The sequence below is a fragment of the Photorhabdus sp. RM71S genome, assembly GCF_042879355.1.
GTDB classification, from domain to species: domain Bacteria; phylum Pseudomonadota; class Gammaproteobacteria; order Enterobacterales; family Enterobacteriaceae; genus Photorhabdus; species Photorhabdus kayaii.
The window spans coordinates 155726-181331 of the sequence record NZ_JBHFKV010000005.1 but is presented as its reverse complement, the minus strand read 5'-3'; the positions used below and the strand labels follow the sequence as shown (position 1 = coordinate 181331).

The following is a 25606-nucleotide window of genomic DNA, read 5'->3' as shown; positions in this document are numbered from 1 at the left end:
TTACATTACATGATCTTTTGATGCCCAGGCATATTGTAAAATTCCCAGCATTCGCCTGTGTCGTCATTGATGGCAATTAATTGGTGAAGGCTTGTTTCCACCAGGCAGAGGGAGAAAGCGGTGTGCAATGTCTTAGCGAACGCATACATTTCTCCTTCATGTTGATAATTTGCTGACGTCATGCGAAGCGTGATTCTCTGGGCTCTCACGGGAACACCGTCACCCATATGGTAGAATGGAACAATGTGGATTTTACTGAGACCATCGGCCATGCGCTGAATATGTCGGCTACGCGGGGCGTCCAGATGAGCGAAGGTATCAAGTTGTTTAACCAGAGATCTGACGGTATCAATGTGACTGAGAAAAAATGGCCCAATCGACAATAAGGATAGTATCGGCCAATGCTGATGACTGTTTACTACGGCAGGAAGATTTTTTGACGCCGGCACGATATTTCTGGTCTGAATATGGCTGGGTATCTGCTCGCTTGGTATACAAATTTCCCCAATGCCCAATGCATGTGCTTGCGCATGAAATCGGTGATATTGGCAGTAAAAGTCGCGATAGTGGTGCTCTGTTATAGGTTTTGCCTGATGATCATAAAACGTAAGATTAATTTGGCTGCCACTAAATGGCGATTCTTCCCGTATATAGTTAAAAAGCAATATGTTGTCACTGGGTTCGGCAAAATGGCAGGCTGCCAGTTGCGCGCTATCGATAAGAGGAACGCAGTGGTCAGATCCGTCGGATGTTTCCTCTGGTTCAGATTGGAGTTTAACTTTGTCAATGCTAAAGATTTCATCTGATTTTAATACATAACACGATTTGCCCTTTTCAAATGCAATCGGTTTTGTTTTTGTCGGAACCAGGTTGATAACCGGTACGCAATGGGGAATGAATGCGGGTGTAATGTCCTCTATGGGAATGTTACAGTCAAATTCTAGGATAATGGTAAATTGCTTATCCTCTCCCAAAGGGAGCTCAGCGATCTCCTCTGATAAATCAAATGACATAAAGTCATTAACATGTGGCAGATAAAGGTATTCGTATAACACCTGCAACGGCCAGAAATAGTCATGTGGTCTCGGCAGTACCAAATTTTCCTTCTGGCGGGGAGCGCTCTCAATAGACAGCCACATCTCCTTCTCTTCAAGGGATGTTTTCAGATAAGTGTTATTCAGCGATTGATCTATGTATTTCGTCAGTAAAGACGCCAGTTTTTGATCTTCTCCCAGAAAAAGCGTGACTTGCCCTGTCTTCCACTTGGTAGTTTGTCCATGATATTGAAAAGTCAGTGATATCAGGCTTTTGTCTTGGCTGTGTGTCAGCGTCTTATGGATCAAGGTAACTGGTTCAATACTAATATCTTGGGTAGTTCTGAACGTAATTGATTGTTTATGTTGTATGGCAGAAATTTCACTGCCTTTGGCAATGTTTGTAGTTTCAGTCATGCTGCCCGGTTGAATATCTAACTGGATAATGCTGGTTGAAGGGATCGGATGTAAAGGTATCGGCCATACTTTTCGTAAAAGAGGGTTGATGACTTCCGGGAAACCATCATTAATTTTTTGCTGAAGACCGGCAGTTATAAGCGCAAAACCTTCCAGTACTCGGAGAACATCCGGGTCGCCAGATTCAGGGGTAAATGGGGCCAAGTGTGGGTGTTCCTGTGCGGCGTTGCGCATATCATGCTTTATTTGTGAAAGCGCTTCCCTATAGAAATCCTCAAAATTTTCCATATCTACTTTTGTCTTTTTTCCGATCAAATATTAATGTAAATTTATATTTTGAGCTGATGGATATCAAGGTTGATAATTTAATTATGTGTAATTTTTTGTTTAAAACAGTTAATAATGTAAATTTATTAAGTGTTCAAGTAACTTAATTATGTAATTTATTTCAAGATGTTTGGTGAGCATAAGTTTTACTTAATAAATTTATGGTGCCATGATAGCCAGATGTTGGAAACTGAAATTAATATTTAAGTCATTAGTTAATGGAGGGAAATATGTCACGTCCTATTATTTTGGTCGGTGATTCGACTTCGCATGGCGGCAAGGTTTTAGCAGGTGATCAAGGCTTTGATGTGTTAGGGAAGAAAGCGGCTCGGGTTGGAGATGTTGTATCTTGTCCAAAATGTGGTGGTAATCAAACCATTGTTGAAGGAACTCCTAAAATAGTCAGCTCCAATGGACAAATGTACGCACTGGAGGGAATGAAAACCTCTTGTGGCGCGACATTGATTGCTTCGCAAAGCCTATTTCAAGCATAAGATGGCGATAAAAGGCCATATTCTGCCTGAAATAGGGCTAGTTGATTCAAGTACGGATGCTCAGTGCTTCATTATCTTTTTACAAACTACCCGGTTGACGTGGTGGATTACGGCCTGATCTATTTGTTGTCGCACTGCGAATATCCTGACCAATAACATCAATACTCGCTTGAAATGGTGGGAATGGCAGAGTAATGCCGTGTTCGCGGAATCCTTGCAAAATAAGCTGATGGACTTCATGACGAACAGGCATGCGATGCCCCATTTCAGCGGCATAAATACGTAATTCAAATATCTGAATACCATGTTGAAGATCAACCAGATAGGCTTCCGGTGCCGGGTTATCAAGGATCAGAGCGCTGCGTTTAGCGGCGGTTAATAGGATTTGGGTGACTTCTTCACAACTAGCTTCTGCCGGCGCAGGAATTGTCAGTACAACACGAGTGATAGTGTCAGATAATGACCAGTTGATAAACTGCTCAGTAATAAATGCCTTGTTGGGAACAATTATCTCTTTTCTGTCCCAATCCGACAGGGTTGTTGCTCGTGTATTGATCTTGGTGATGCTACCGGTCAGATTGCGAATAGTCACGGTATCACCGATACGGATCGGTTTTTCGAACAAGATCATCAGGCCGGAAACGATGTTGGCGAAGATCTCCTGTAAGCCAAAACCTAATCCAACTCCTAACGCAGCAACAAGCCATTGCAATTTTGACCATTCGATACCAATCAGAGAGAAACCGACCAGACCACCAATCAAAGTAATGGTGTATTTGGTGAGTGTGGTGATGGCAAAGCCGGTACCTGGTGTGAGTTCCAAATGCTGTAGTAAGGCCAACTCAAGCAGCGCGGGCAGGTTACGCACCAGTTGAGTGGTGATAATAATCACCAAGATAGCAATCAAGACAGAACCTACGGTGATGGGTTGAACAGTTTCTACATTGTTTATTGTGGTGGTGACATCCCACAGTCGGATATTTTCTAGAAATGAGAAAGCGGAATGAAGTTCAGACCAGAGCCAAATGAGTGAAACCAAGGCAAGCAGAGTCAGAATTGAACGGATTAATCCCAGTGACTGGGCGCTGATTGCATCCAGATCAATAATGGGTTCCTCAACTTCAATGGCGCCTTCGATACTGCTTGAACCTGTTGAGTCGTCTTCTCCTTTGGCGCGTTGGGCCAGAATTTCTGCCCGTCGCTGTTTTGCCCGGTCAAAGGCGATCCGGCGTCGCTGAATCAGCATCCAACGACGGATAATATGGTAAATAACCAGTAGGAAGAACCAGATAGCAACGGAAGTCTCTAAACGCCCTAGCAATGCTTGTGATGTGCTGAAATACCCGAGTATGGAAGCTAGCGCTGCGACTATCGGCGCAGAGAGTAAAATCCACCAGAGAGCAATATTGATAACATTTTCGCCGTAGCCATTTTTATCCAGATAGAGCGGGACTTTTGCCCGTTTCAAGCTGTTAGTGATCAGGCTTAAGGAGACGCACAGGACGAGGAAGCAGAGCCTACCGAGTGTGGAAGAAAATTCTCGATCACTGTAATGTTCAAACGTTATCAATGCCATGACCAACGGCACAATAGCAAAGATAGATAGTTGGTAGAATCGTAAAGCCCGTTTAACACGTTCTTCCGGCCAACGAAAATGGGCAATGAATAACCCATTGGGATGGGCGAAAGTGGCACTTAGTATGAAGATCCATAATACGGGCGTCGTAGCACTGACACCATAACCAATAGCTGTCGCCATAGGATACTGCCAAGCGCTTTGCAGCCCATAGCCAATGGCGGACCAGAGCATAGGCAAAGGTAACGCGACCACAACCGACCAGAATACGGTACGTAAAGTGAGAGAAAAGTGATCATAGGTGACTTTGCCGATACGGTTACTCGCGCGTTCAAGGAATGCATGATAATGGCGGAGAGAACCGACGCTGAATATAACCAGGAATAGGGTTCCAAGCAGATACAGCAGCGTATCCTGAGTGGTCAGCATGACTATTAGAGCGCCGCTTAACTGAGAGAAGGTATCCAGTGATAATAGACGGGTCAGATCCTGCACAACACTGATTGGGTAATTGAGCGAAATGGGGTTAACATCCGCGACCCAGAATAGATAACGGTGTGTGGCCTCTTTAACTTCGGTTAGCGCATCATTTAGCTGACTGGTAGCGACTTTCAGTTTGGTCAATTCAAGGATTTCACTGTCGTAACCAGATAATAATGAATTAAGTAATTCTTTGCGGGTGCGGGTAAGAGAATCATAAATCCGCTCTTGTTCAGCAGTTAACGCAACGTTGCTTTTTTGTACGGGGTTTGTGTCTTTTTGTAACTGCTCCAGCATGTCTTCGTATTTCAGCCGATCGACTCTGAATTTGACAATATTCCGATCAAGTTGCTGGGGTTTAGACATGTCAGGCAAACGGGCAAGCTGAGTTTGGAGCGCTTCTCCGAGCGTTGTGGAGCCACCGAGCCATTGTGCCTGTTCACGAATAGTATTCAATGCTTGCCGGACCTGAATAATATCACTGGCGGCTTGGCGTTGCTTTGAGCCGATGACATTCATTCGTTGTGCTTGTTGATTTAATTCCTGAGATAAATTCCGGTTCAGTTGTAATTCATCAAGCAGAAATTTTGGTAGCTGATCACTTTGTTCCGCCAGCATCTCGGTATGTTCTAGGGCTAATTCTGCTTTTTGCTGGCGTTGTACATTAAGTTGGCTACGGAGTTGTTGCAGTTCAAGATCAAGTCGATGATATCGCTTTTTGAACAGTTCAACCCGCATACGGGAAATTTCCTGTCGATTATTCGCAGAAAGTTGAGCTATTTCGAGTTCATTGACTGTCGCTTTGTGGGCATTGACTTCGGCTTGAGCTAAGGCAAATTGAGCCTCTCCTAATGGGGTGGAGGGTGTTCCTAATGATTGTAGGCGAGAAGATGCTTCAGTTAGCAAGCGTCGTGCTTCTGATTGTTGTTGCGGTAATAGTACGAGAGAGTCACTGATTTCCCGTCCTTTGTCCTGTTCTTGCTGTAATTGCCCCCCTTGTTCTAGCAACCGACTGCTGATTTGAATGATCTGTTGCTCAATGCTTGCTATGGGTTGGTTAGCAGGAATTGGGCGGGGAGTATCACTTTCAGTAAGTAATTTTTGACGAAGTTCTTTCGTTATTTTAGGAAAATCATCAATGGCGGTCTGATACTTTTGTGTTCTGTCGTTAGCTGATTTAGTATCGGCAATCCAATTGAGAGCGCCTTGCAACGCCTGAGTAACTTCTGCATCCTGCGGGTTTTTGCTGGATTCGATTTGTTTCAGTTCTTGTTTGAGCTGGTTCTCATCAAGTGGAATCGCAGCAAGAACCGGATTAATAATGATCAGGCTAAACAGTAAGCTGATAATCAGGCGCACGATAAAGGGCTCTCCTTGGCAAGGGATTAGCTTATGTTGTCAGTGGGTTCGTCAGGCATGATAGCTTGGGCTAACAGTTCACCCATGCGGGTTGTTGAGCCACTGCTTAAATGCCCGGCTAACTGTATCTGATTTTGTGCAAACAGGTTAATGACGGTAGAACCCAATTTGAAACGCCCCATTTCTTCACCTTTCTTTAAAGAAATTGCGCCAGTTGCACCGGCTTCGGGGTAAGTCCAGCGTTTGATAATACCTTCCCGTGGTGGTGTAACCGTACCACACCAAGCCATTTCAATACTGCCGACGATAGTTGCACCAACCAGAATCTGTATCATGGGCCCAAATTGAGTCTCAAACAGACAGATGACTCTTTCATTACGAGCGAACAGATTTGGCACGTTGGCAGCAGTCAATGGATTGACAGAGAATAGATCGCCTGGGACATAGATCATCTCTTTCAGTAATCCATCGCAAGGCATATGTACACGGTGATAATCTTTAGGTGATAAGTAAGTCGTTACAAACTGCCCATCACAGAATATCTCTGCCAATTGGTGATTGCCGGCGAGTAGAGCTTCAAGTGTGTAGTGATGTCCTTTGGCTTGAAGGAGCTGGTATGTTCGGATATTGCCTAACTGACTGATAGTACCATCAGCAGGTAGCGCTAATTGGTGTTCATTGCTGACAACTGGGCGAATATCATCTTTTAATGGGCGGATAAAAAACTCATTGAATGTGGTGTATGCTGAAAACTCAGGCGCTTTCGCTTCATTCATATCCACTTTATAAACACGGGCAAACGCCTTGATTGCCAGTTGAGTTAACCAGCCAGCTTTTTTGTTGGCAAACCAGCCTGCTAGATGAGTTATTCCCTGTTTAGGCAGTAAATAGTGCAACCTGATTTTAATGTTATCCAGCACGTCAACCTCTTGGATTCTATTGGCAAAATTAGACAAAAGGGGGTTATTGTACCCGTCCTTTCATTTGATGTCAGTTAGAGCTATCGTTATCTGTAAAAGTCTTGCGTGGCTTAATTTGATCCATGCTATCGAGAATACGGTGATAATTCTCAAAACGTTCTTGAGTTATTTCATTGTCTTCCACTGCCTTGCGTAACGCACACGCTGGATCGTCCCGATGTTTACAATCACGGAATTTACAACTGCCCAGATAATCACGGAATTCGATAAAACCCTGAGTTATCTGCTCCGGTGTTAAATGCCACAGGCCAAACTCTCGAACACCAGGAGAATCAATAACATCACCGCCATGAGGAAAATGATAAAGACGGGATGCTGTTGTGGTGTGTTGACCTAAACCGGAAACATCTGAAACCTGATTGACCAAGATTTCTGCTTCACTTTCCGGCAAGAGTGTATTGAGTAAACTTGATTTACCCACACCAGATTGACCGGCAAAAATAGTGATTCGACCTGCGAGCATCTTCGTTAATTCTTCCATACCTTCACCCGTATGGCTTGAGAGTTTCAATACTCTGTAACCAATGTTGTGGTATGTGGACATGATTTCGTTGACCCATTTACGGCTTTCTTCGTCCAACAGATCAATTTTATTCAATACAATCAGCGGTTCAATGCCCAATGTTTCACAGGCAACAAGGTAGCGATCAATAATATTGAGTGACAGTTCAGGAAGAATGGCTGACACAATCACTATCTGGTCAATATTGGCGGCGATAGGTTTAATACCATCATAATAATCAGGCCGCGTGAGTACGGAAGTCCGTTCGTGAACGGCTTCAACAATACCATTCACTTTAACATCTACTTGGGTTTGCAGCGAAGGACGCCATACCACTCGATCGCCGGTTACCAATGAGCGGATAGTTCTGCGAATATTACAACGTTGTATAGAACCGTCTTCTGCCTCGACATCAGCATGTTGGCCGAAACGGCTGATAACTAGCCCTTCCTGAGGTTCACCTAACTGACTATCATCCATTTCAGGTTTATTATCCTGTTTTTTCAGCCTGCGCTGATGATTTTCCTGTACCCGCCGTTGCTGGCCTTTGGATAGTTTATGCTTAGCCACCGAACCTCACTTGTTTCACATTTATCGCTGTTATTGCTTAAAAGCGCTATGATACACCATTAATAATAACTCTCTCTCCAATCTAGGATATAACATGTCAAAAAGTGAGCACAATCTTATCTGGATAGATCTAGAAATGACGGGCTTAGATCCAGAGCGGGATCGCATTATTGAAATTGCGACAATTGTCACCGATGCAAATCTGAATATCCTGGCTGAAGGGCCTGTCATTGCGGTTCATCAGTCTGATGAACAACTTGCTCTGATGGATGAATGGAATGTGCGCACCCATACGGGCAGTGGGTTGGTTGAACGTGTTAAAGCCAGTAAAATTGATGATTGTGAGGCAGAGAAGGCGACGATTGAATTTTTGGAAAAATGGGTTCCGGCAGGTGCTTCTCCCATTTGTGGTAACAGTGTGAGTCAGGATCGGCGTTTCTTGTTCCGCTATATGCCAGAATTGGAAGCTTACTTTCATTACCGCTATCTGGATGTCAGTACACTTAAAGAATTAGCTCGTCGCTGGAAGCCGGAAATCCTTGCTGGGTTTAAGAAACAGAATACTCATCAGGCGCTGGATGATATCCGTGAATCAGTTGCTGAATTAGCCTATTATCGGGAACATTTTATTCAACTGTGAGTTAAAGAGTTTTATTTTCTGTTGGTATGGTAACGTAAGCTTGGTGTGACGATTAATTAACCTGCCTTGGTGTTTAAATCGTCATTTGACCGGAAAGTTTGTTTTTTTGCGTTGAAAAGCTTGCGGGCGCAACGATTTTTCGTATAATGCGCTCCCCATACCGATGAAGAATTTCATAAGGTATGGATGGCATACTAAAAGATATGCGGGAATAGCTCAGTTGGTAGAGCACGACCTTGCCAAGGTCGGGGTCGCGAGTTCGAGTCTCGTTTCCCGCTCCAAATTTAGATTTGGAATCAGTATGTTATTTTTGGTTATCATTAGCCAGTCAGTGACGCGGGAATAGCTCAGTTGGTAGAGCACAACCTTGCCAAGGTTGGGGTCGCGAGTTCGAGTCTCGTTTCCCGCTCCAAATTCAAACTTGAAATTGATATCTTAAGATTAATATATTGTTTCAGGTTACCACCAGCCAGCCAGTAATGCGGGAATAGCTCAGTTGGTAGAGCACGACCTTGCCAAGGTCGGGGTCGCGAGTTCGAGTCTCGTTTCCCGCTCCAAGTCTTCCTTAATCATGCCGATAACCTAAGAAGCTCCCCTTAATAAATCTATTTTCATCAATAACCTGTCGCTCGGTGTTTTAAACATCGTCTGGGCTGTTTAAACTCTTGTCTTTAACTTTATGAGTTCAATATGCACTGGTCGGTACCATGCGGATTGAATAAATTGTTTGATAATGTGATATATGCAGAGAAAATCTAACCACTCAGCAACCGGCGCATAAGCAGGGCTTGCATATCTCGCCGACCATCGGCAATCACAAAAATCACCACTTGTTGACCAATGAGCTGATAAATGAACCGGTAAGATTTAAAAAATGTTTGGCGAAAATCGCGGATCCCTAGCTCCTGCAACTCCTTGGGATAATTGCCTTTTTCAGGAAAGTTAGCCAAGTTGTTTGCTGTTTTCAGCAACTGATCCAATGCATAATCGGCTTTCCCTGAACTGTCATTTTCGACAATGTAATCGTAGATATCCTCTAAATCCGCCTCGGCATCTTTGGTCAGTACCACCTGATATGGCATTAGGAAAACTTTCTTTTATTCTTTAAACGTTGAACCACATCCTTTACCGGAGTGATTTCGCCTGCTTTAACCTGCTGTTGTCCTAAAGCCAAAATCTTTAACAACGCCATAGTTTCCTGAATCTGTTCATAAGAAGCAATATCTTGAATCACCGCTTTTGCCTCGCCATTTTGTGTAATAATCATCGGTGAGCGGGACTCAGTGAGTGTCGTCATCACCGTAGCTGCATTGGCTTTAAGGTAGCTAATGGGCTTAATCTGTTCTGAATAACGCATAGAATTCCTCATATCAAAAAGGACTAAATATAGACTATAAAAAGTCAATGGATTAATTGTAAAATGACCTTGCCAATTAAGCAAATGCCGATTTTGGAAAAGAGGCCACCAATATTAGGTAGCTTTTTTTATGTTTACATCTTGTAAACATAAAATGATGGCACTATATTGTTTACATGATGTAAACGGAGTGAGTGACATGCACGTTATTTCCAAGGATCCATTTGAGAAAGCTGCACGCGATTTCCCAAATGATGAGGATGCGATTATTGCAACGTATAAACAGTTAAAAGAAAAAGATTTTGAGAACCCTGAAGAATTACGAAACCAGTTCCCCAGTCTCGATAATTTCAAGTATAGAAATAAGTGGTGGGTGATAGACATCGGCGGGCGAAACTTACGAATGATTGCCTATATAAATTTCGTTAATAAACGCTTATACGTCAAACATATAGCCACTCACGCAGAGTATGACAAATTAACTAAACAGTATCGGGAGACGAAAGAATGATTGCAGAACCTACCGAAGCACTTGAAGCCACAAAGCTACTGGTAGCTGCTGTTCCTTTCTTAGGGAGCAGCACTTCCGAGGATGCTTATAATGACGCTTTGGCAATGGTGGATTACCTCATCGAACACGATGATGAAAACCCGCTGATTGACTTTCTGTCTGCTAAAATTGCTGACTATGAAAACAGCAATGAGCGTTTTGCAGCATTTAATAAAGCTGTAGATGATATGCCTACCGGTGTTGCAGCGCTGCGCGTGTTGATGGATCAACACGGTCTTTCTTACTCAGATCTGAAAGAGGAGATCGGCTCTAAATCTCTTATCAGCCAGATTTTTTCTGGTACACGCTCATTGACGATTGCGCACATTAAAGCGCTTTCTAAGCGTTTCAACGTAAGGCCAGATCTGTTTCTCTAATGATTTAGAATAATTAATGTCATTGTGGCTGCATCATGAAAGTGATGCGGCTTTTTATCATTTTCATTCGTTATTATTTTTTTGCTTGTTAGAGATGGTTTGTGAGTTGAATTTCTCCGCTCCAATTTTTGATATACAAATATCTATTGAAGTTTCTTACATTCATGGTTTTTAGGTCTAAAAATCAGGCTTGCTATTAGGTTTCTGTAAGATCGACGCTTTTGTTCTGTACCAAAGCGTCGATAGGATGAAATTTCTGGCTTATCTCCTGTAATGCTTTGCTCTTACTATATGGTTGATCCCAGATTTAGGTTCTGGTGGAATACGTTTTTTACCGATAGATCTCTTGTTGCAGATCAGAATACCTCCGATTACGAGCGCACCGCCGATGAACATTGGGAATGTTAATCTCTCATCTAATAGTACTGCGCCAAGCAATACAGCGGTCAAAGGGTTAAGCGCGATGAATACGCCAGAGCGAGTGGAGCCAATTTTTTGGATTCCGTCGTAATACCAGATGTAGGCTACTGCTGAACCAACTGCGCCGAGATAAAGTAAGCTGTAGAGATCAGTTATGGGCAATGTATCTATTGCAGATAAACTCATTTGCCCGGTGGAAATGGCCGTTGCTGTCAGCATGATAGCGCCTGCCAGAATGGAGTATGTAACGGTGTGTAGCGGGCCGATTTGGTTCACAATGTTCTTGCAGAAAACGCTATAAGCAACCCAGCTTAAAATGCAGCCAAAGATCAGCGCATCACCCAACCAGTTACCCTCTTCTCCCACTGTCAGTTGCGGTGTTTTGCTAAAAATCACGATCATTGCACCAAGTAGACAAAAAATAATTCCCAGTATTTTCAATGGCGATTGTCTTTCCTTATAAAAGAGATATGAAAAAATCGCCATTACTGCTGGATTCAGTGCCACGATAAGTGAAGCTCTGGATGCGGTTGTGTGATGCAGACCATAAAAGAAGAACAGGTTGTAGGTGTATATTCCGCAGAGGCCAAGTCCAGTGATTTTCAATAACTGAGATAGGCTAATCTTGACGAACATCTTTCCTGATAAAATGAGGAAGATAATTAACGTCATGCCCGCAAGAATGAATCTGAGGCTTGCTGATAGCAAGGGCGGTGTCTCGACAGAAATGTATCGACCTGCAACAAATGTTCCTCCCCAGATGATAGCCACAAGAGACAGCTTGATATAGGTTGAGTAGTTGTTGACCGACTGCGTTGATGCGTGGTTGCTTTTCATATTTGTCAATATCGCAATTTATAGGGTGGAAGATGCTTTCAAGGCGGCGTATTCCATAGTCTGTTCCAATATTTCACGTTGAGCACGGCTACCTCCCAATAATGGCCATTTCTCATAGCTGAGACGGAGTTTGCTTAAGCACTCTTCGTAGTGTCTAGATGTGAATAGTAAGATTGCTTTAAGGACGTCTATCCCTGTGGAATGTGTGTCTGGTTCGATGCCAAATCCATCGCTTTCCGCAATCAGCTTTTCAATAAGAAAAGACTGATTTGTTGCAGAAAAAGCAAGTGCTGCATGTATCTTGTGGAAGTAAGAGGTGGATGAGCTGATGCTGCCTGTCCAAAGGACGGCAAGACGCTCCCATATTGGTTGGAACTTAGCGTCGGCAGATTTGAGCCTAAGCTGCCACAAGAATTCTACGGCGTCCAAATCTTGTTTAGCAAATGGATTGTCTTTTAGCGCATATAATTCATCAAAAGCTTGCAATGCCAGCGTGATTTCATCTGATCGTTCATACGCAATGGCGAGATGCCAGTATACATGCATTCCCATTCCGGCGTTGGTTATCCAATGTTCTTTGCAATTGGTCAGGAAGTGGCAAAGTTCTTTCCATCGACCTAGCTCATGCAAGGCATGTGCGACAGCATGAATGCCATAGATATTGTCCGGCATTAATTTAACAGACTTAAAACCAACCGCTAAGGCATCATCAAAACATTGAGCTTCACAAAGGACGAATGATTTTATGGAAAGATAATATGGATAGAGGTAGTGAGTGCTAGGAATGTGTTCGTCACAATAAAGTAGAAGAGACCTTAGGTTGGTTGTTTTGCCAGTGCAGAAATCAAGCATGTGAATGAAGAAGAGCGCGACAATATCCGATGGGTATGCTCGAATATGTTGGGTCAGAAGCGATCTCGCGTTTTCGTAATCAAATTTTACCCATGCGCTGAATGCCTTATGGATAAGACAAAGCTCAGGGAGAGAGAGGTCGTGCTCGTTCATTTGAGTTAATGTGATTTTGAATTTATAAAGCTCTTTCATCTCGCAAGAGGTGATGGCATCAAATCCCATCAGGAGTTTTTTGTAGGTTCGCTGAGTGTCATTCATGGGAATAAATTCGTCTGAAAATCCACGGAGGGATAAGAACATGCTGTTTATCTCCGGCCATATGGAAGATGAGCCATCTGAAGGCCATTGGTAACTCATAAAATCCCCTTTTTTAATTAATTATGGTTTGGAAACTCGGTTGAGCGCTCGGCGAGCATGCTTCGCCTATTGTTTTATATCCGCATTGCATATACTTATTCAGATGTATGATCATGCGGAAATGAGTGATTACTCAAGGGGGAGATAATGACTTTAACCCAGCTCGAAATTTTTGCTGTTGTTGCTGAACGGAAGGGCTTTACCTTAGCTGCGGCCCAGCTCAAGATCTCTCAGTCTGGGGTTTCCCATGCCATCAGACTCCTTGAACAGGAGCTTGGCGTAGAGCTATTGCATCGGCATCAAGGAGCTGTCGAACTGACAGATATAGGAGAAAGTCTGCTACAAAAAGCCCAGGCCATTCTTGGTCTGGCTGAGACTATGCGGCAAGAGGCCGCGGATGCTCGGGGAATGAAACGAGGTACGTTGCGAATTGGATCGTTTGGACCGACTTCATCCTTGTGGCTGTTGCCAACGGTACTGGCCGATTATCGCAGACTTTACCCCGGCATTGAGGTCCATATTGATGAGGGGCCAGATAGACAGGTAGTGCAATGGCTTATGGATAGGCGCGTGGATGTGGGATTTGTGACCTTGCCGGAAGATCAATTCGACACTTATCCGATTCTTGAAGACCAGATGGTGGCTTTGTTGCCGGTAGATCATCCTTTGGTATTGCAGGATACGGTGACGTTGAAAGATTTGTGTGTTGGACCATTCGCATTGACAGAAGCCGGATCGGCTGAATTGGTTTCCAGGCTTTTTTTATCGGCAAGATTGCAACCTAATATTCGCTATCGGACGTCTCAATTGTTAAGTACTTTGGCTACGGTTGAACGTGGGGATGCGGTGACGATTGTTGCCGAGTCATCTCTGCCGCCGGCTCGTGATGTTCACTATGTCAAGAAAGCGCTGAATCCAAAGGTGAAACGACATGTCGGGTTGGCTGTGCTTGATGAACGTCAATCGTCACCAGCCACTAAAGCATTTATCGCATTGGCGACTAAAAAATTTCGCATGGTGAGTTCGGCTGTCTCCCTGGCTTCCAGGGAATTCGTTAGTGAATGATCTCAGCTTTATAGCATGCTACGTCCTTCCATTAGCACATATTGTGCTTAAAACGTGAAAGAATTGTCTAAAGTAACTTTCCTATCAATGACCTGAGGCCATGAGGCTTCAGGTCGGATTGCTTAATACTGATAATCAACTTTGATCATATTGTAATGGGACGGGTAAACGGGGTAAGTACCTCCGTTGAGAATCCCGCTAATTCTAAAGGAACCTTTGGCATCATGGCCGCTAAAGGCATTTGTGGTGCTATTTAGGGCACCGGAGACATCCAGGCATTGCGATGGGGTGGATGAATATCGTGGGGTATAACAAACGCTGAAAGTCTGAGTTGTCGCACCATTGCTATATAAACCGATATTCCAAGATACTGTCGTAATAGTTGCCCTTGTCGGTACCGAAGAGGGCGTGGTAAAGAAATTTGAGTTGGTGTAACCGGCAGCATAAACATTTGGGGCACGGCTCGTTTGTGACCACATGCTGGTAGCGGCAAAGGAGAGCTGAGCCGTGGTTAACGCTAGAAAACCTACTGCAATTTTGGTAAATCTTTTCATTCTTTAATCCTCATTGCTAGTGAGTTATCTTACTGTTATCTGCATGCAATAGCTGTGCGATATCCAATATGGCTGGCGCACATGAAAATTGCTTGCTTATTGATTTGATTCCTATGGTTGTTCAAATCTTCCTTGATCGAATAAAAAGAATCTCACTGCAATAACAGTGGATCAAGTGAAGGCTTTGGCTGAATGTCTGAATCTGTGCGCTGGCTTGATCGATGTTGTGTGATGTTTATGCCTAAAGGGGTATTGTTTGGTTGTAGATCCTTTGTCTTTTTCGACATCGGTAGCCAGCTTTATATTCCGATTGTGCTCAGTTCAGCGGGTGGTATTTATAGGGGTGAAGAAAGTATTATCCTTATAATTGCAAAATATTTTTTCAACTTCTGCTTGCCAAACTTTTTGAGGTAGTACATAATGCACTCCTTTCGTCAATGAGGTATGGGTAAAATCTCTTTTGAATCAATGAATTAGCTGATATTCGAAGGATTTACTTCCCGCTCTAAGTTTCTTCCTCAATGGTTGTACTCACTTACTTTGATTTGATTTTTAGGTTATATCCTCGCAGTACAGATTTCTATTTTTTATCCACAGCCCGGAAGTTGGTTTCCCGGTAAATAAGTTCGATGCTTTAAAATTATCACACAGACTTATCCACAGGCTGTTGCATTTGAATTTTTCTGACTTTGAATGTTACAAAATGAGTATTTATTTTGTAACTTATTGATAATTTTTCGGAATGATCCTTTGTTAAGAAATATCACATTGATCACTTGCGCTTTTTTTGAGCATTGATCAACAAGGGGTTTTTATTTTATTCACAGGAAAATTATCTGAATCTTTTTATACGTCATAAAGATGGCTAATAATTAAGCATCTCTGGGCAAGCCCTTGGTTATCGCTGTGACGGCTCCCCGCCGTAAAAAACGGCAAGGCTTCCCACTTCTCAGGCCGCACCCGTCTTTATGACGGATTTACGCTGGCCTCCGTGGGCAGAAACGACGAGTCCCGCTGCCTGTAATACTGTTGTGCCCTTGCGCTGGATGTTGATCGCCGCATTGATATCGCGGTCATGTTCGACATGACAAACCGGGCATTGCCAGATCCGCTTATTTAGCGGCAGTTCTGGCATTTTGTGACCGCAGCAATGACAGGTTTTCGAGCTGGCGAACCACTGATCCAGTTTGACCTCCGCCGCTGCGGCTTTGTATTCCAGTTTCATGAGGAAGCCATGCCAGCCCGCATCCCCGATAGAGCGGGCAAGGTGGCGATTCTTCATCATGTTGGCCGATTTCAGCGTCTCAACAATGACCGCCTGGTTTTCGTCAACCCTTGTTCGAGAGAGTTTGTGTTGAAAATCGGCGCGAGCATTGGCTACCCGCTCATGGACTACCGCCAGACGTAATCGGGCCTTGCTGCGGTTAGCACTGCCCTTTTGTTTGTGGGACAGCGATTTCTGTTTACGACGCAGGTTACGGGTGGCGTTGATAAGGTGACGCGGGTTATTGACCTTCTCCTCGGTCGACTCGATAAGATAGTGGGACAAACCCATATCACATCCTGTCACGCGGGTGATAACGCCCGGCTTTTCCGGTGCATCTTTGCCATCGTCGCGCAGGATAGGTTTTTGCTAATAACTCTCAAAGTCCCTGGAAAAAGTTCATCCGGGCGAGCACGCATCATGCCATGGCGTTTCATCCATGCCATCTCCCCGTGATACTGTTTATCCAGTCATTCCTGAAGTTTTGGCTCTTCCACGGATAAATCGGTATCGCAAATGCCAACTTGTTGGAAACCAAGAGAAAGACCCCATTGTTTGATGTTGACGGCTAAAAGATTAAGATCGAGAGGCGTTGTCATGGTGGAAATCGGCTTATACTGCAAGGTGTTGCAGTGTAGCATAATTTGTTTCAGCCCAAAAATAGTGGGTTTGATAATGAAACTGAGCAGAAGATGTTAAATGTTGATAATAGAAGTGTGTTAGGGTTATCGTTCTAGCTGATGAATTAATAAAACAACAGATATTATTCGATGAAAGAACTTATTTTATCACTTAAAGATGAAGATGCGACAGTTTCTCTTGGAAGCGCGGTTGCTGCTGCCTGTAATAGTGGTAGTGTAATTTATTTATATGGTGATTTGGGTGCAGGTAAGACTACGTTTAGCCGTGGTTTTTTGCAGTCCCTGGGTCATAAAGGGCATGTAAAAAGTCCAACTTATACTTTGGTTGAGCCTTATGCTTTAACACCGAGGTCGGTTTACCATTTCGATCTTTACCGATTGGCAGATCCGGAAGAGCTGGAATTTATGGGAATACGTGATTATTTCCATCAAGATGCCATTTGTCTGGTGGAATGGCCTCAGCAAGGAGAAGGCGTATTACCGGATGCAGATATTGAATTACATTTGAGTTACCAGTCCGAAGGGAGACAGGCACATTTTATTGCTTTGTCTAAATATGGTGAGAGCTTGTTAGATAATTTGAAATATTTATAAGGGATCACCTGACCATGATGTGTCCTTTAGTCGCAAAAATGATAAAGAAATGGCAGATCAGTTTTATGATAATGTGCTGGTTGTTTATTATGATGAGCAGTTTAGTGGTAACAACCGCCACCGCGGCGACTTTATCCAATATTCACGTCAGTAACAGCATAAATGAATCTAAAGTGACGATGGTTTTTTCCGGTGGTCGCCCTAATTACAGTTTTTTTCCATTGCATTCGCCAGAGCGTTTAGTGGTAGATATCCATCAAACAGAAAAAATTGTTGGTTTACCTATGAATCTACCGGGGCAGGATTTAGTGAGGAAAATCCGTTCCAGCCAGACACCTGATCGACAAAAAAAACGCATTGTATTTGAACTAAATAATAAAGTTAAAGTCAACTCTATAGTGCAGCAATCGGATAGTGAATATCGGGTGATTTTTACCCTGTGGGCCTCTGGGGTATCTACTGGCAAGTCTATTTTTAGAGAGAGTTCACAAGCTGCTACAGGTAAGCTATCACTTACTAACAGCAAATTGCAGACGACAAAACAGGCTGCTTTGCAAGCAACTTCTAAGGGCGGTCAGCGGGTAGTTGTCGCTATTGATGCAGGACATGGTGGTCAAGACCCCGGTGCGATTGGGCAACGTGGATTGAAAGAGAAAAATGTGACTATCAGTGTAGCGCGCAAACTTGAAGCATTGTTACGCAATGATCCTATGTTCAAACCCGTTTTGACCCGTAATGGAGACTATTTTATTTCTGTTGCTGGTCGTTCTGAGGTTGCACGTAAACATAGCGCAAATATGCTGATTTCTATTCATGCGGATGCCGCTCCTAATCGCAGTGCGCGTGGTGCTTCTGTCTGGGTGCTGTCAAACAAGCGTGCAAACAGTGAATTGGGTAATTGGCTTGAACAGCATGAGAAACAGTCTGAGTTACTGGGTGGTGCAGGTAATGCCTTGGCAAATGGTGCTGATCCTTATCTAAGCCAGGCGGTGCTGGATTTGCAATTCGGCCACTCCCAGCGGGTGGGCTATAACGTTGCAGTACAGGTTTTGAGTGAATTGCGCAAGGTCGGTTTATTACATAAACGTTCGCCAGAACATGCTAGCTTAGGTGTGTTACGTTCACCAGATATTCCTTCAATTTTGGTGGAAACAGGATTTATCAGTAACTCGGCTGAAGAAACATTACTGGGTTCCAATGATTTTCAGGATAAGCTAGCAAGTGCTATCCATCGGGGGTTGCGCAACTATTTTCTAGCAAATCCATTACAGGCTGTACCAGAAACAGCCAAGAAGTAAAGGTTAAATATGGCGATCAAGATCTTACCTCCTCAATTAGCAAACCAAATTGCGGCTGGCGAAGTCGTAGAACGCCCTGCATCAGTAGTAAAAGAGTTGGTGGAGAATAGCCTTGATGCTGGCGCTAGCCGTATTGATATTGAAATTGAGCGCGGTGGAGTAAAACTTATTCGTGTCCGTGATAATGGCTGTGGCATCAACCATCAGGATCTTGCGCTAGCGTTGGCTCGTCATGCTACCAGTAAGATTGCTACCCTTGATGATTTGGAAGCCATTATCAGTATGGGATTCCGTGGAGAGGCGCTGGCTAGTATCAGCTCAGTTTCGCGTCTGACATTAACTTCCCGTACTGAAGAACAGCATGAAGCCTGGCAAGCTTACGCGGAAGGGCGGGATATGGCAGTGACCGTAAAGCCGGCAGCACATCCAGTAGGCAGTACTGTTGAAGTATTGGATCTCTTTTATAACACCCCCGCGCGGCGCAAGTTTCTGCGAACAGAAAAAACGGAATTTGGTCATATTGATGAAGTCGTTAGACGCATTGCGTTGGCGCGTTTGGATGTATTAATCAATTTGCATCATAACGGTAAATTGGTGCGCCAATACCGGCCGGCAAAAGATGAATCGCAGTATGAGCGGCGGTTGGCCTCCATTTGTGGTACCGCTTTTATGCAACGGGCACTTTCTCTTTCCTGGCAGCACGACGATTTATCGATTAAAGGATGGGTTGTTGACCCGATGAATACTGAGGCGAGTGGCGATATTCAATATTGTTATGTAAACGGGCGTATGATGCGTGATCGCTTAATTAATCATGCTATCCGTCAGGCTTATCAAGATTTGCTTCGAGGAGAACAACAGCCTGCTTATGTTTTATATTTGGAGGTTGATCCACATCAAGTGGATGTGAATGTGCATCCTGCGAAGCATGAAGTTCGCTTCCATCAAGCCCGTTTGGTACATGATTTTATCTATCAGGGTGTAACAGCCGTATTGAAACAGCGCGGAAGCGGTGCCGAACTGGATATGGCTTGCTGTGAACCTGCGCCAGCCTGGGAGCCGGAAAACCGGCCATCAGCAGGGGGAAATCATTTTTCTCGGCAAAACAATGCGACATCTGTGGCAACATCATCACCAAAAGAGGTTTTGTCAAGTAAAGGGAATATGGGGGGCTCTCGTGGTGGTGAAAATCGCCAATATCATGGAGATCATTATCAGAAACGTCAGGGTGAGGTATATCAGAAACTGATGCAGTCTGAACCTGAAGAAAAAAGAGAGCTGTTTCCAGTAAGAACCGCTCCGGTTATGGCAGAAAAGGTCACTTCTGCTCTTGTTCAGGTTAAAAATAGCAATCATAGTTTTGGTAAGGTATTGAGCATATATTCACCATGTTATGCTCTGATTGAATCTCCATTGGGAATTGGGTTGTTATCTTTGCCGGTAGCTGAACGCTGGTTAAGACAAGCACAGTTAACACCAACAGAGCAAGGGCTGAAATCACAGCCATTGTTGATACCGCTGAAACTATCTCTTAGTAAAGAGGAAGCTGATGCTTTAAATCGTTATAGTGACTTATTGGGCTCTTTTGGTATTGAAGCATCTGTATCTCATGGAAAAGCGATACTATGTGCGGTATCGTTACCATTACGTCAACAAAATCTGCCTAAATTAATTCCTGAGTTGCTAGGTTATTTAGCACAACAGCCATCAGCATCGGCAGAACAGGTTGTAACCTGGCTTGCTCGTCATATCGGCAGTGAGTATGGAACGTGGAACGTTGCTCAGGCGGTGCAGTTATTAGCTGATGTTGAGCGTCTTTGCCCACAACTGGTAAAATCTCCACCAGATGGGTTATTACAATTAATTGATTTACAAGCAGTGGTGGCATCTCTTACTCATGAGTGATCAGAAAACTCAACATCTACCAACGGCAATTTTTGTTATGGGTCCGACGGCCTCAGGCAAAACAGCTTTATCTGTTGCTTTACGCCAGCATCTTCCTGTGGAGCTGATCAGCGTTGATTCTGCGCTAATTTATCGTGGAATGGATATTGGTACCGCCAAACCAACAACCGAAGAGCAAGCGTTGGCGCCTCATCGTTTAATCAATATTCTGGACCCCTCTCAACCTTATTCTGCTGCTGATTTTTGTCACGATGCATTGAAGGAGATGGCAGAAATTACTGCTTCTGGTCGTATTCCTCTGCTGGTGGGAGGAACGATGCTCTATTTCAAGGCGTTACTTGAAGGTTTGTCGCCTTTACCTTCTGCTAATCCGGTTATTCGGGCACAAATAGAACAACAGGCGGCAAAGCAAGGATGGGATGCATTGCATCAGCAACTACAGAAGATTGATCCTGTGGCGGCGTTAAGAATTCATCCTAATGATCCACAGAGACTTTCTCGGGCACTGGAAGTTTTTCTTATTTCAGGTAAAACTCTCACTGAACTGACTAAATTGTCAGGAGAATCGCTGCCTTATCGTGTTCATCAATTTGCTATTGCACCGGCAAAACGTGAACTCCTTCATCAACGCATTGAAGCGCGTTTTCATCAAATGCTTGAATCAGGGTTTGAAGAGGAAGTTAAAGCACTTTATGCTCGTCGTGATTTGCATGTGGATTTACCTTCTATTCGTTGTGTCGGTTATCGTCAGATGTGGTCTTATCTTTCCGGCGAAATTGACTACGATGAAATGATTTATCGCGGTATTTGTGCGACGCGCCAGTTGGCAAAGCGTCAGGTAACTTGGCTCAGAGGTTGGAAGTCGGTTCATTGGTTGGATAGTTCTCAACCAGAGCAAGCTTTAAGCACAGTTATGCAGGTTGTTAGTGCATAGGTTTATTGATTGTGTACAATTGATGAGTACCAAAGCGCAATTTTTGAGTAGTTCATTTTTTCGAACCTTTAGGTTCTTAGTTAAAAACAACAAAATAAGGAAAATATAGAATGGCTAAGGGGCAATCTTTGCAAGATCCGTTCCTGAACGCATTGCGGCGTGAAAGGGTCCCGGTTTCTATTTATTTGGTCAACGGCATCAAATTGCAGGGTCAGATTGAATCTTTTGACCAGTTTGTCATTTTACTGAAAAATACGGTTAGCCAGATGGTTTATAAACATGCCATCTCTACTGTTGTACCTTCCCGCCCAGTTTCTCATCACAGTAGCAATACGAGTGTAGGGGCGAGCGTAGGTAATTATCATTCTGGTGGTGTTTCTGCTCCGGCAGCGCAACAGGAAAGTGATGGCACTGAATAAGTTTGAGAGCAGTAATAGAATGAAGAAAAACATAGGGAGGGGGTTTTACCTATGTTTTTTCCTGTAGTTTTTTACTCAGCCTGAGAGGTCGCACCTTTGTTTGAACGTTATGAAGGCGGCGAACAAGCCGTTGTGGTGCATGTTTTTTTCTCGCAGGATAAAGACACAGATAATCTCAGTGAGTTTGAATCACTGGTAACTTCTGCTGGTGTAGTTCCTGTGCAAATTGTCACGGGGAGCAGGAAAGCCCCTCATCCGAAATATTTTGTTGGAGAAGGTAAGGCGGAAGAGATTGCTGAGGCGGTACAGGCTAGTGGTGCTGATGTTGTGTTGTTTAATCATGCACTCAGTCCTGCACAGGAACGCAATCTTGAGCGGCTCTGTCAGTGTCGAGTTATCGACCGCACCGGCGTGATTCTGGATATTTTTGCCCAACGGGCGCGGACTCACGAAGGGAAGTTACAGGTAGAGTTGGCGCAGCTACGTCATCTTTCTACCCGTCTTGTCCGGGGATGGACTCACCTTGAACGTCAGAAAGGTGGGATTGGTTTGAGAGGGCCGGGGGAAACGCAGCTTGAGACGGACCGGCGTTTATTGCGGGATAAAATCCGTCAGATCCTGAGTCGTCTGAGCCGGGTTGAGAAACAGCGTGAACAGGGGCGTCAAGCGCGAAATAAAGCGGATATACCGACGGTTTCACTGGTGGGATATACCAACGCCGGTAAATCGAGTTTGTTTAACCGTATGACGGCTGCTGAGGTTTATGCAGCTGATCAATTGTTTGCTACGCTGGATCCAACGTTGCGACGGATTGAAGTTAATGATGTTGGTACGGTGGTATTGGCTGATACGGTTGGCTTTATCCGTCATTTGCCTCATGATCTGGTGGCGGCATTTAAAGCAACATTGCAGGAAACCCGGCAAGCAACATTGTTGCTGCATATTGTTGATGCTGCGGATAGCCGCATCGACGAAAATATTGCCGCTGTCGACAGCGTACTGGAAGAAATTGAAGCGCATGAAATTCCGGTACTGTTGGTGATGAATAAGATTGATATGCTGGACAGCTTCATGCCACGTATTGATCGCAACGAAGATAACTTACCGGTTAGAGTTTGGCTGTCTGCGCAAACCGGTAAAGGTATCCCGTTATTGTTACAAGCGTTAACGGAGCGTCTTTCGGGTGAAATTGCACACTACGAATTGCGTTTGCCTCCGGAAGCAGGTCGTTTACGCAGCCGCTTCTATCAACTGCAAGCAATAGAGAAAGAGTGGATAGAAGAGGACGGTAAAGTTGGTATCGAAGTGAGAATGCCGATTGTTGACTGGCGCCGTCTATGCAAACAAGAACAGGATTTGTTTGATTATGTTGTCTGATGTGCCTGTCAGGTGAATATCAGAAAACTTATGTGATTGAGAGTCGGCTTGTTTATAAGAGGCTCTTGGCCTGAAAAACCAATCATAAAAGAATGGAGCTAAAACATGGCGTGGAATCAGCCCGGGAACAACGGACAAGACCGCGACCCGTGGGGAAGCAGCAATAAAAGCGGCAATTCCGGCGGGAACAAAAGTAGTCGAAACCGTGGGGCATCTGATCTCGACGATCTGTTCCGTAAGCTGAGCAGTAAACTCGGGGGTTTTGGTGGGAACAAGGGCGGTAATGGTTCTGACCAAGGGGCAAAATTTGGCGGGCGTATTGTTAGCCTTGTCGCTGCTGTTGTCGTCGTGATCTGGGCCGCTAGCGGTTTTTATACGATTAAAGAGACAGAACGTGGTGTTGTTACCCGTTTGGGTAAACTTAGCCATATTGTGCAGCCAGGTCTGAACTGGAAACCCACATTCATTGATGAAGTTGTTCCAGTTAACGTGGAATCTGTTCGTGAATTGGCAACCTCTGGCGTGATGCTGACATCGGATGAAAGCGTTGTTCGCGTGGAGATGAACGTGCAGTATCGTGTGACTGATCCTGCTGCTTATCTTTATAGCGTGACAAGTCCTGATAACAGCCTGCGTCAGGCGACAGATAGCGCGGTACGTGGTGTTGTTGGTAAATATACGATGGATAAAATCTTAACGGCAAATCGTATGATTGTCCGTGATGATACTCAGCGTGAGTTGGAAAGGACGATTCTTCCGTACCGCATGGGAATAACTTTGTTGGATGTTAACTTCCAGGCTGCTCGTCCGCCAGAAGAAGTCAAGGCTGCTTTTGACGATGTTATTGCTGCACGTGAGAATGAACAGCAGTCTATTCGTGAAGCGGAGGCTTATTCGAACGAAGTCTTGCCACGTGCGAAAGGTGATGCGCAACGTATCATTGAAGAGGCGAAAGCTTATAAGGCTCGTGTAGTCTTGGAAGCACAGGGGGAAGTGGCGGGCTTTGCCAAAATGCTGCCTAGGTATAAAGAGGCGCCTGAGATTACCCGTGAACGTCTGTACATTGAAACGATGGAGAAAGTATTGAGCCGTACTCGCAAAATTATTGTTAATGATCACAATAACAATTTGTTGGTATTGCCATTAGAACAAATGTTACGTGGTGATGTTTCTGGTGTTAAAAAAGAGGGAACAGTGCAATCAGATAATACGGTAGCTTCCGACCTGCGGGGTACCCGTCCAACGGTGCCTTCAAATTCAGGCCGGGGAGCGAATTATAACCGAACAGATAATCTGCGTAATGACATTATCAGGGTAGGGAGATAATAATCATGCGTAAATCATTAGTCGTTGTTATTGTCGCGGTATTAGTTGCACTCTATGCCTCTCTATTTATCGTGCAGGAAGGACAGCGTGGTATTGTACTGCGTTTTGGTAAGGTTCTGCGCGATGCAGGAAATAAACCGATTGTTTATGAGCCGGGGTTACATTTCAAAATACCTTTTGTTGAAACGGTGAAAACCCTGGATGCTCGTATCCAGACTATGGATATTCAAGCCGACCGTTTCTTGACCAGTGAAAATAAGGACCTGATAGTTGATTCTTACCTGAAATGGCGGATTAATGATTTCAGCCGTTATTATCTGGCGACCGGCAATGGTGATATTTCTCAAGCAGAAGTATTGTTAAAGCGTAAATTCAGTGACCGCCTGCGTTCTGAGATTGGCCGTAAGGATGTTCGTGGTATCGTAACGGATTCCCGTGGTCAATTGACCACCGATGTTCGTGATGCGCTGAACAAAGGTACAACGGATAAAGAAACAGCGAGTACAACTGAAGCGGATGATGCTATTGCATCAGCGGCGGCGCGTGTAGAGCGAGAAACGGCAGATAAACAGCTTGCTATCAATCCGAACAGTATGGCGGCATTGGGTATTGAAGTTGTTGATGTGCGTATCAAACAAATCAATTTACCACTGGAAGTTTCAGAAGCGATTTACCAGCGTATGCGCGCTGAGCGGGAAGCGGTAGCTCGTCGTCATCGTTCACAAGGTTTGGAAGAAGCAGAAAAGCTGCGTGCAGCAGCAGATAAGCAAGTTATTGAAATCCGTGCAAAAGCGGAGCGTGAAGCGCTTACATTGCGTGGTGCTGGTGATGCGGAAACCGCTAAACTGTTTGCTGATGCATTCAGTCAAGCGCCAGATTTCTATACCTTTATCCGTAGCTTACGTGCTTACGAGAAAAGCTTTAGTGAAGACGGGAAAGATGTTCTGGTATTAAGCCCAGAAGCTGATTTCTTCCGCTATATGAAAGCACCTGAAAAGCGTGCAGTTCAGCACTAATGAGTTTTGAATCACTCAGTAAGGCCCGCATCAGGCGGGCCTTGTCATGTCTGGTGGCTAACAAAAATAACGGATGTGATAAAA

22 protein-coding genes, 3 tRNA genes and 2 pseudogenes are annotated in these 25606 nt (G+C 44.3%); 16 read left to right on the top strand and 11 right to left on the bottom strand.

The features are described 5' to 3' along the window. Window positions 1-5 precede the first annotated feature (5 nt). Complete coding sequence (locus ACGF5R_RS04970; RefSeq protein ID WP_387689952.1) at window positions 6-1739, bottom strand: type VI secretion system baseplate subunit TssF; 1734 nt, start codon at window positions 1737-1739, stop codon at window positions 6-8. A 269-nt stretch (window positions 1740-2008) separates the two neighbouring features. Between ACGF5R_RS04970 and ACGF5R_RS04965 the strand changes: the two genes are divergently transcribed. Beyond that, window positions 2009-2272 (top strand): PAAR domain-containing protein, encoded by a 264-nt coding sequence (locus ACGF5R_RS04965; protein WP_112877140.1) that lies wholly within the window; start codon window positions 2009-2011, stop codon window positions 2270-2272. A 79-nt stretch (window positions 2273-2351) separates the two neighbouring features. Here the strand turns inward: ACGF5R_RS04965 and mscM are convergent, their stop codons facing one another. The 3 genes from mscM to rsgA form a co-directional block, all read right to left on the bottom strand. Continuing rightward, window positions 2352-5687 carry a miniconductance mechanosensitive channel MscM gene (mscM, locus tag ACGF5R_RS04960; RefSeq protein WP_262980396.1) on the bottom strand — a complete coding sequence of 1112 codons (3336 nt, stop codon included), beginning with the start codon at window positions 5685-5687 and terminating at the stop codon, window positions 2352-2354. A gap of 26 nt (window positions 5688-5713) precedes the next feature. Next, on the bottom strand, window positions 5714-6607 hold the full coding sequence (gene asd, locus ACGF5R_RS04955; protein WP_262980395.1) for an archaetidylserine decarboxylase: 894 nt from the start codon (window positions 6605-6607) through the stop codon (window positions 5714-5716). 70 nt (window positions 6608-6677) lie between these two features. Continuing rightward, a complete protein-coding gene (gene rsgA / locus ACGF5R_RS04950; protein WP_262980394.1) occupies window positions 6678-7739 on the bottom strand; it encodes a small ribosomal subunit biogenesis GTPase RsgA in 1062 nt (353 codons plus the stop codon). Between the two features lie 94 nt (window positions 7740-7833). Between rsgA and orn the strand changes: the two genes are divergently transcribed. From orn to ACGF5R_RS04930, 4 genes are all read left to right on the top strand, one after another. Further along, a complete protein-coding gene (gene orn, locus ACGF5R_RS04945) occupies window positions 7834-8379 on the top strand; it encodes an oligoribonuclease (RefSeq protein WP_112877144.1) in 546 nt (181 codons plus the stop codon). A 205-nt stretch (window positions 8380-8584) separates the two neighbouring features. Beyond that, window positions 8585-8660: transfer RNA gene (locus tag ACGF5R_RS04940), tRNA-Gly, on the top strand. Window positions 8661-8715: 55 nt separating this feature from the next. After that, window positions 8716-8791: transfer RNA gene (locus ACGF5R_RS04935), tRNA-Gly, on the top strand. Window positions 8792-8860: 69 nt separating this feature from the next. After that, window positions 8861-8936 (top strand) — tRNA-Gly (locus tag ACGF5R_RS04930). Between the two features lie 198 nt (window positions 8937-9134). Here ACGF5R_RS04930 and ACGF5R_RS04925 read toward each other — a convergent pair. Beyond that, window positions 9135-9461 carry a type II toxin-antitoxin system RelE/ParE family toxin gene (locus ACGF5R_RS04925; RefSeq protein WP_112877145.1) on the bottom strand — a complete coding sequence of 109 codons (327 nt, stop codon included), beginning with the start codon at window positions 9459-9461 and terminating at the stop codon, window positions 9135-9137. After that, window positions 9461-9736, bottom strand: coding sequence for a type II toxin-antitoxin system Phd/YefM family antitoxin (locus ACGF5R_RS04920; RefSeq protein ID WP_112877146.1), 276 nt, complete (start codon window positions 9734-9736; stop codon window positions 9461-9463). Before ACGF5R_RS04920 ends, ACGF5R_RS04925 begins: the two co-directional genes overlap by 1 nt. Before the next feature lie 199 nt (window positions 9737-9935). Between ACGF5R_RS04920 and ACGF5R_RS04915 the strand changes: the two genes are divergently transcribed. Then, window positions 9936-10247, top strand: coding sequence for a type II toxin-antitoxin system HigB family toxin (locus tag ACGF5R_RS04915; RefSeq protein ID WP_262980393.1), 312 nt, complete (start codon window positions 9936-9938; stop codon window positions 10245-10247). Next, on the top strand, window positions 10244-10663 hold the full coding sequence (locus ACGF5R_RS04910) for a type II toxin-antitoxin system HigA family antitoxin (protein ID WP_112877148.1): 420 nt from the start codon (window positions 10244-10246) through the stop codon (window positions 10661-10663). The genes ACGF5R_RS04915 and ACGF5R_RS04910 overlap by 4 nt, the downstream gene beginning before the upstream one ends. A gap of 261 nt (window positions 10664-10924) precedes the next feature. On the opposite strand, the gene ACGF5R_RS04905 is transcribed toward ACGF5R_RS04910, so the two are convergent. After that, the gene (locus ACGF5R_RS04905; protein ID WP_112877149.1) at window positions 10925-11920 is read right to left on the bottom strand and encodes a DMT family transporter; all 996 of its coding nucleotides are present in this window, start codon (window positions 11918-11920) and stop codon (window positions 10925-10927) included. A gap of 18 nt (window positions 11921-11938) precedes the next feature. Next, window positions 11939-13129, bottom strand: a complete 1191-nt coding sequence (locus tag ACGF5R_RS04900) for a tetratricopeptide repeat protein (protein WP_112877150.1) — start codon at window positions 13127-13129, stop codon at window positions 11939-11941. 147 nt (window positions 13130-13276) lie between these two features. Between ACGF5R_RS04900 and ACGF5R_RS04895 the strand changes: the two genes are divergently transcribed. Further along, the gene (locus tag ACGF5R_RS04895) at window positions 13277-14194 is read left to right on the top strand and encodes a LysR family transcriptional regulator (protein WP_387689949.1); all 918 of its coding nucleotides are present in this window, start codon (window positions 13277-13279) and stop codon (window positions 14192-14194) included. Window positions 14195-14316: 122 nt separating this feature from the next. Here the strand turns inward: ACGF5R_RS04895 and ACGF5R_RS04890 are convergent, their stop codons facing one another. The 3 genes and pseudogenes from ACGF5R_RS04890 to ACGF5R_RS04880 form a co-directional block, all read right to left on the bottom strand. Beyond that, window positions 14317-14748 carry a flagellar protein FlhE gene (locus tag ACGF5R_RS04890; protein WP_112894301.1) on the bottom strand — a complete coding sequence of 144 codons (432 nt, stop codon included), beginning with the start codon at window positions 14746-14748 and terminating at the stop codon, window positions 14317-14319. Window positions 14749-15697: 949 nt separating this feature from the next. Further along, a pseudogene (locus tag ACGF5R_RS04885) lies at window positions 15698-16372 on the bottom strand (RNA-guided endonuclease InsQ/TnpB family protein); the annotation flags it as partial. Then, window positions 16369-16611, bottom strand: a pseudogene (locus ACGF5R_RS04880) (tRNA epoxyqueuosine(34) reductase QueG); the annotation flags it as partial. The pseudogenes ACGF5R_RS04885 and ACGF5R_RS04880, both read right to left, overlap by 4 nt. Window positions 16612-16782: 171 nt before the next feature. On the opposite strand from ACGF5R_RS04880, the gene tsaE reads away from it, so the two are divergent. The 8 genes from tsaE to hflC all read left to right on the top strand — a co-directional run bounded on the left by tsaE (window position 16783) and on the right by hflC (window position 25522). Beyond that, a complete protein-coding gene (gene tsaE, locus ACGF5R_RS04875; protein ID WP_112877153.1) occupies window positions 16783-17247 on the top strand; it encodes a tRNA (adenosine(37)-N6)-threonylcarbamoyltransferase complex ATPase subunit type 1 TsaE in 465 nt (154 codons plus the stop codon). A 14-nt stretch (window positions 17248-17261) separates the two neighbouring features. Continuing rightward, on the top strand, window positions 17262-18545 hold the full coding sequence (gene amiB, locus ACGF5R_RS04870; RefSeq protein ID WP_387689948.1) for an N-acetylmuramoyl-L-alanine amidase AmiB: 1284 nt from the start codon (window positions 17262-17264) through the stop codon (window positions 18543-18545). 9 nt (window positions 18546-18554) lie between these two features. Continuing rightward, the gene (mutL, locus tag ACGF5R_RS04865; protein WP_387689946.1) at window positions 18555-20450 is read left to right on the top strand and encodes a DNA mismatch repair endonuclease MutL; all 1896 of its coding nucleotides are present in this window, start codon (window positions 18555-18557) and stop codon (window positions 20448-20450) included. Continuing rightward, entirely contained in the window at window positions 20443-21384 is a 942-nt protein-coding gene (gene miaA / locus ACGF5R_RS04860) for a tRNA (adenosine(37)-N6)-dimethylallyltransferase MiaA (RefSeq protein WP_112877156.1), read from the top strand. Before mutL ends, miaA begins: the two co-directional genes overlap by 8 nt. Before the next feature lie 110 nt (window positions 21385-21494). Next, complete coding sequence (gene hfq / locus ACGF5R_RS04855; RefSeq protein ID WP_011148654.1) at window positions 21495-21803, top strand: RNA chaperone Hfq; 309 nt, start codon at window positions 21495-21497, stop codon at window positions 21801-21803. Between the two features lie 96 nt (window positions 21804-21899). Continuing rightward, window positions 21900-23180, top strand: coding sequence for a ribosome rescue GTPase HflX (gene hflX, locus ACGF5R_RS04850; RefSeq protein WP_112877157.1), 1281 nt, complete (start codon window positions 21900-21902; stop codon window positions 23178-23180). A 105-nt stretch (window positions 23181-23285) separates the two neighbouring features. Beyond that, on the top strand, window positions 23286-24506 hold the full coding sequence (gene hflK, locus ACGF5R_RS04845) for an FtsH protease activity modulator HflK (protein ID WP_112877158.1): 1221 nt from the start codon (window positions 23286-23288) through the stop codon (window positions 24504-24506). Between the two features lie 5 nt (window positions 24507-24511). Further along, window positions 24512-25522 carry a protease modulator HflC gene (gene hflC / locus ACGF5R_RS04840; RefSeq protein ID WP_112877159.1) on the top strand — a complete coding sequence of 337 codons (1011 nt, stop codon included), beginning with the start codon at window positions 24512-24514 and terminating at the stop codon, window positions 25520-25522. The last annotated feature ends 84 nt before the right edge of the window (window positions 25523-25606 follow it).

What these genes read in the sequence shown, in the direction of transcription:
- ACGF5R_RS04970 (WP_387689952.1), bottom strand. Translation starts at nt 1,739, where the DNA reads ATGGAAAATTTTGAGGATTTCTATAGGGAAGCGCTTTCACAAATAAAG.
- ACGF5R_RS04965 (WP_112877140.1), top strand. Translation starts at nt 2,009, where the DNA reads ATGTCACGTCCTATTATTTTGGTCGGTGATTCGACTTCGCATGGCGGC.
- orn (WP_112877144.1), top strand. Translation starts at nt 7,834, where the DNA reads ATGTCAAAAAGTGAGCACAATCTTATCTGGATAGATCTAGAAATGACG.
- ACGF5R_RS04925 (WP_112877145.1), bottom strand. Translation starts at nt 9,461, where the DNA reads ATGCCATATCAGGTGGTACTGACCAAAGATGCCGAGGCGGATTTAGAG.
- ACGF5R_RS04920 (WP_112877146.1), bottom strand. Translation starts at nt 9,736, where the DNA reads ATGCGTTATTCAGAACAGATTAAGCCCATTAGCTACCTTAAAGCCAAT.
- ACGF5R_RS04915 (WP_262980393.1), top strand. Translation starts at nt 9,936, where the DNA reads ATGCACGTTATTTCCAAGGATCCATTTGAGAAAGCTGCACGCGATTTC.
- ACGF5R_RS04910 (WP_112877148.1), top strand. Translation starts at nt 10,244, where the DNA reads ATGATTGCAGAACCTACCGAAGCACTTGAAGCCACAAAGCTACTGGTA.
- ACGF5R_RS04905 (WP_112877149.1), bottom strand. Translation starts at nt 11,920, where the DNA reads ATGAAAAGCAACCACGCATCAACGCAGTCGGTCAACAACTACTCAACC.
- ACGF5R_RS04900 (WP_112877150.1), bottom strand. Translation starts at nt 13,129, where the DNA reads ATGAGTTACCAATGGCCTTCAGATGGCTCATCTTCCATATGGCCGGAG.
- ACGF5R_RS04895 (WP_387689949.1), top strand. Translation starts at nt 13,277, where the DNA reads ATGACTTTAACCCAGCTCGAAATTTTTGCTGTTGTTGCTGAACGGAAG.
- ACGF5R_RS04890 (WP_112894301.1), bottom strand. Translation starts at nt 14,748, where the DNA reads ATGAAAAGATTTACCAAAATTGCAGTAGGTTTTCTAGCGTTAACCACG.
- tsaE (WP_112877153.1), top strand. Translation starts at nt 16,783, where the DNA reads ATGAAAGAACTTATTTTATCACTTAAAGATGAAGATGCGACAGTTTCT.
- amiB (WP_387689948.1), top strand. Translation starts at nt 17,262, where the DNA reads ATGATGTGTCCTTTAGTCGCAAAAATGATAAAGAAATGGCAGATCAGT.
- mutL (WP_387689946.1), top strand. Translation starts at nt 18,555, where the DNA reads ATGGCGATCAAGATCTTACCTCCTCAATTAGCAAACCAAATTGCGGCT.
- miaA (WP_112877156.1), top strand. Translation starts at nt 20,443, where the DNA reads ATGAGTGATCAGAAAACTCAACATCTACCAACGGCAATTTTTGTTATG.
- hfq (WP_011148654.1), top strand. Translation starts at nt 21,495, where the DNA reads ATGGCTAAGGGGCAATCTTTGCAAGATCCGTTCCTGAACGCATTGCGG.
- hflK (WP_112877158.1), top strand. Translation starts at nt 23,286, where the DNA reads ATGGCGTGGAATCAGCCCGGGAACAACGGACAAGACCGCGACCCGTGG.
- hflC (WP_112877159.1), top strand. Translation starts at nt 24,512, where the DNA reads ATGCGTAAATCATTAGTCGTTGTTATTGTCGCGGTATTAGTTGCACTC.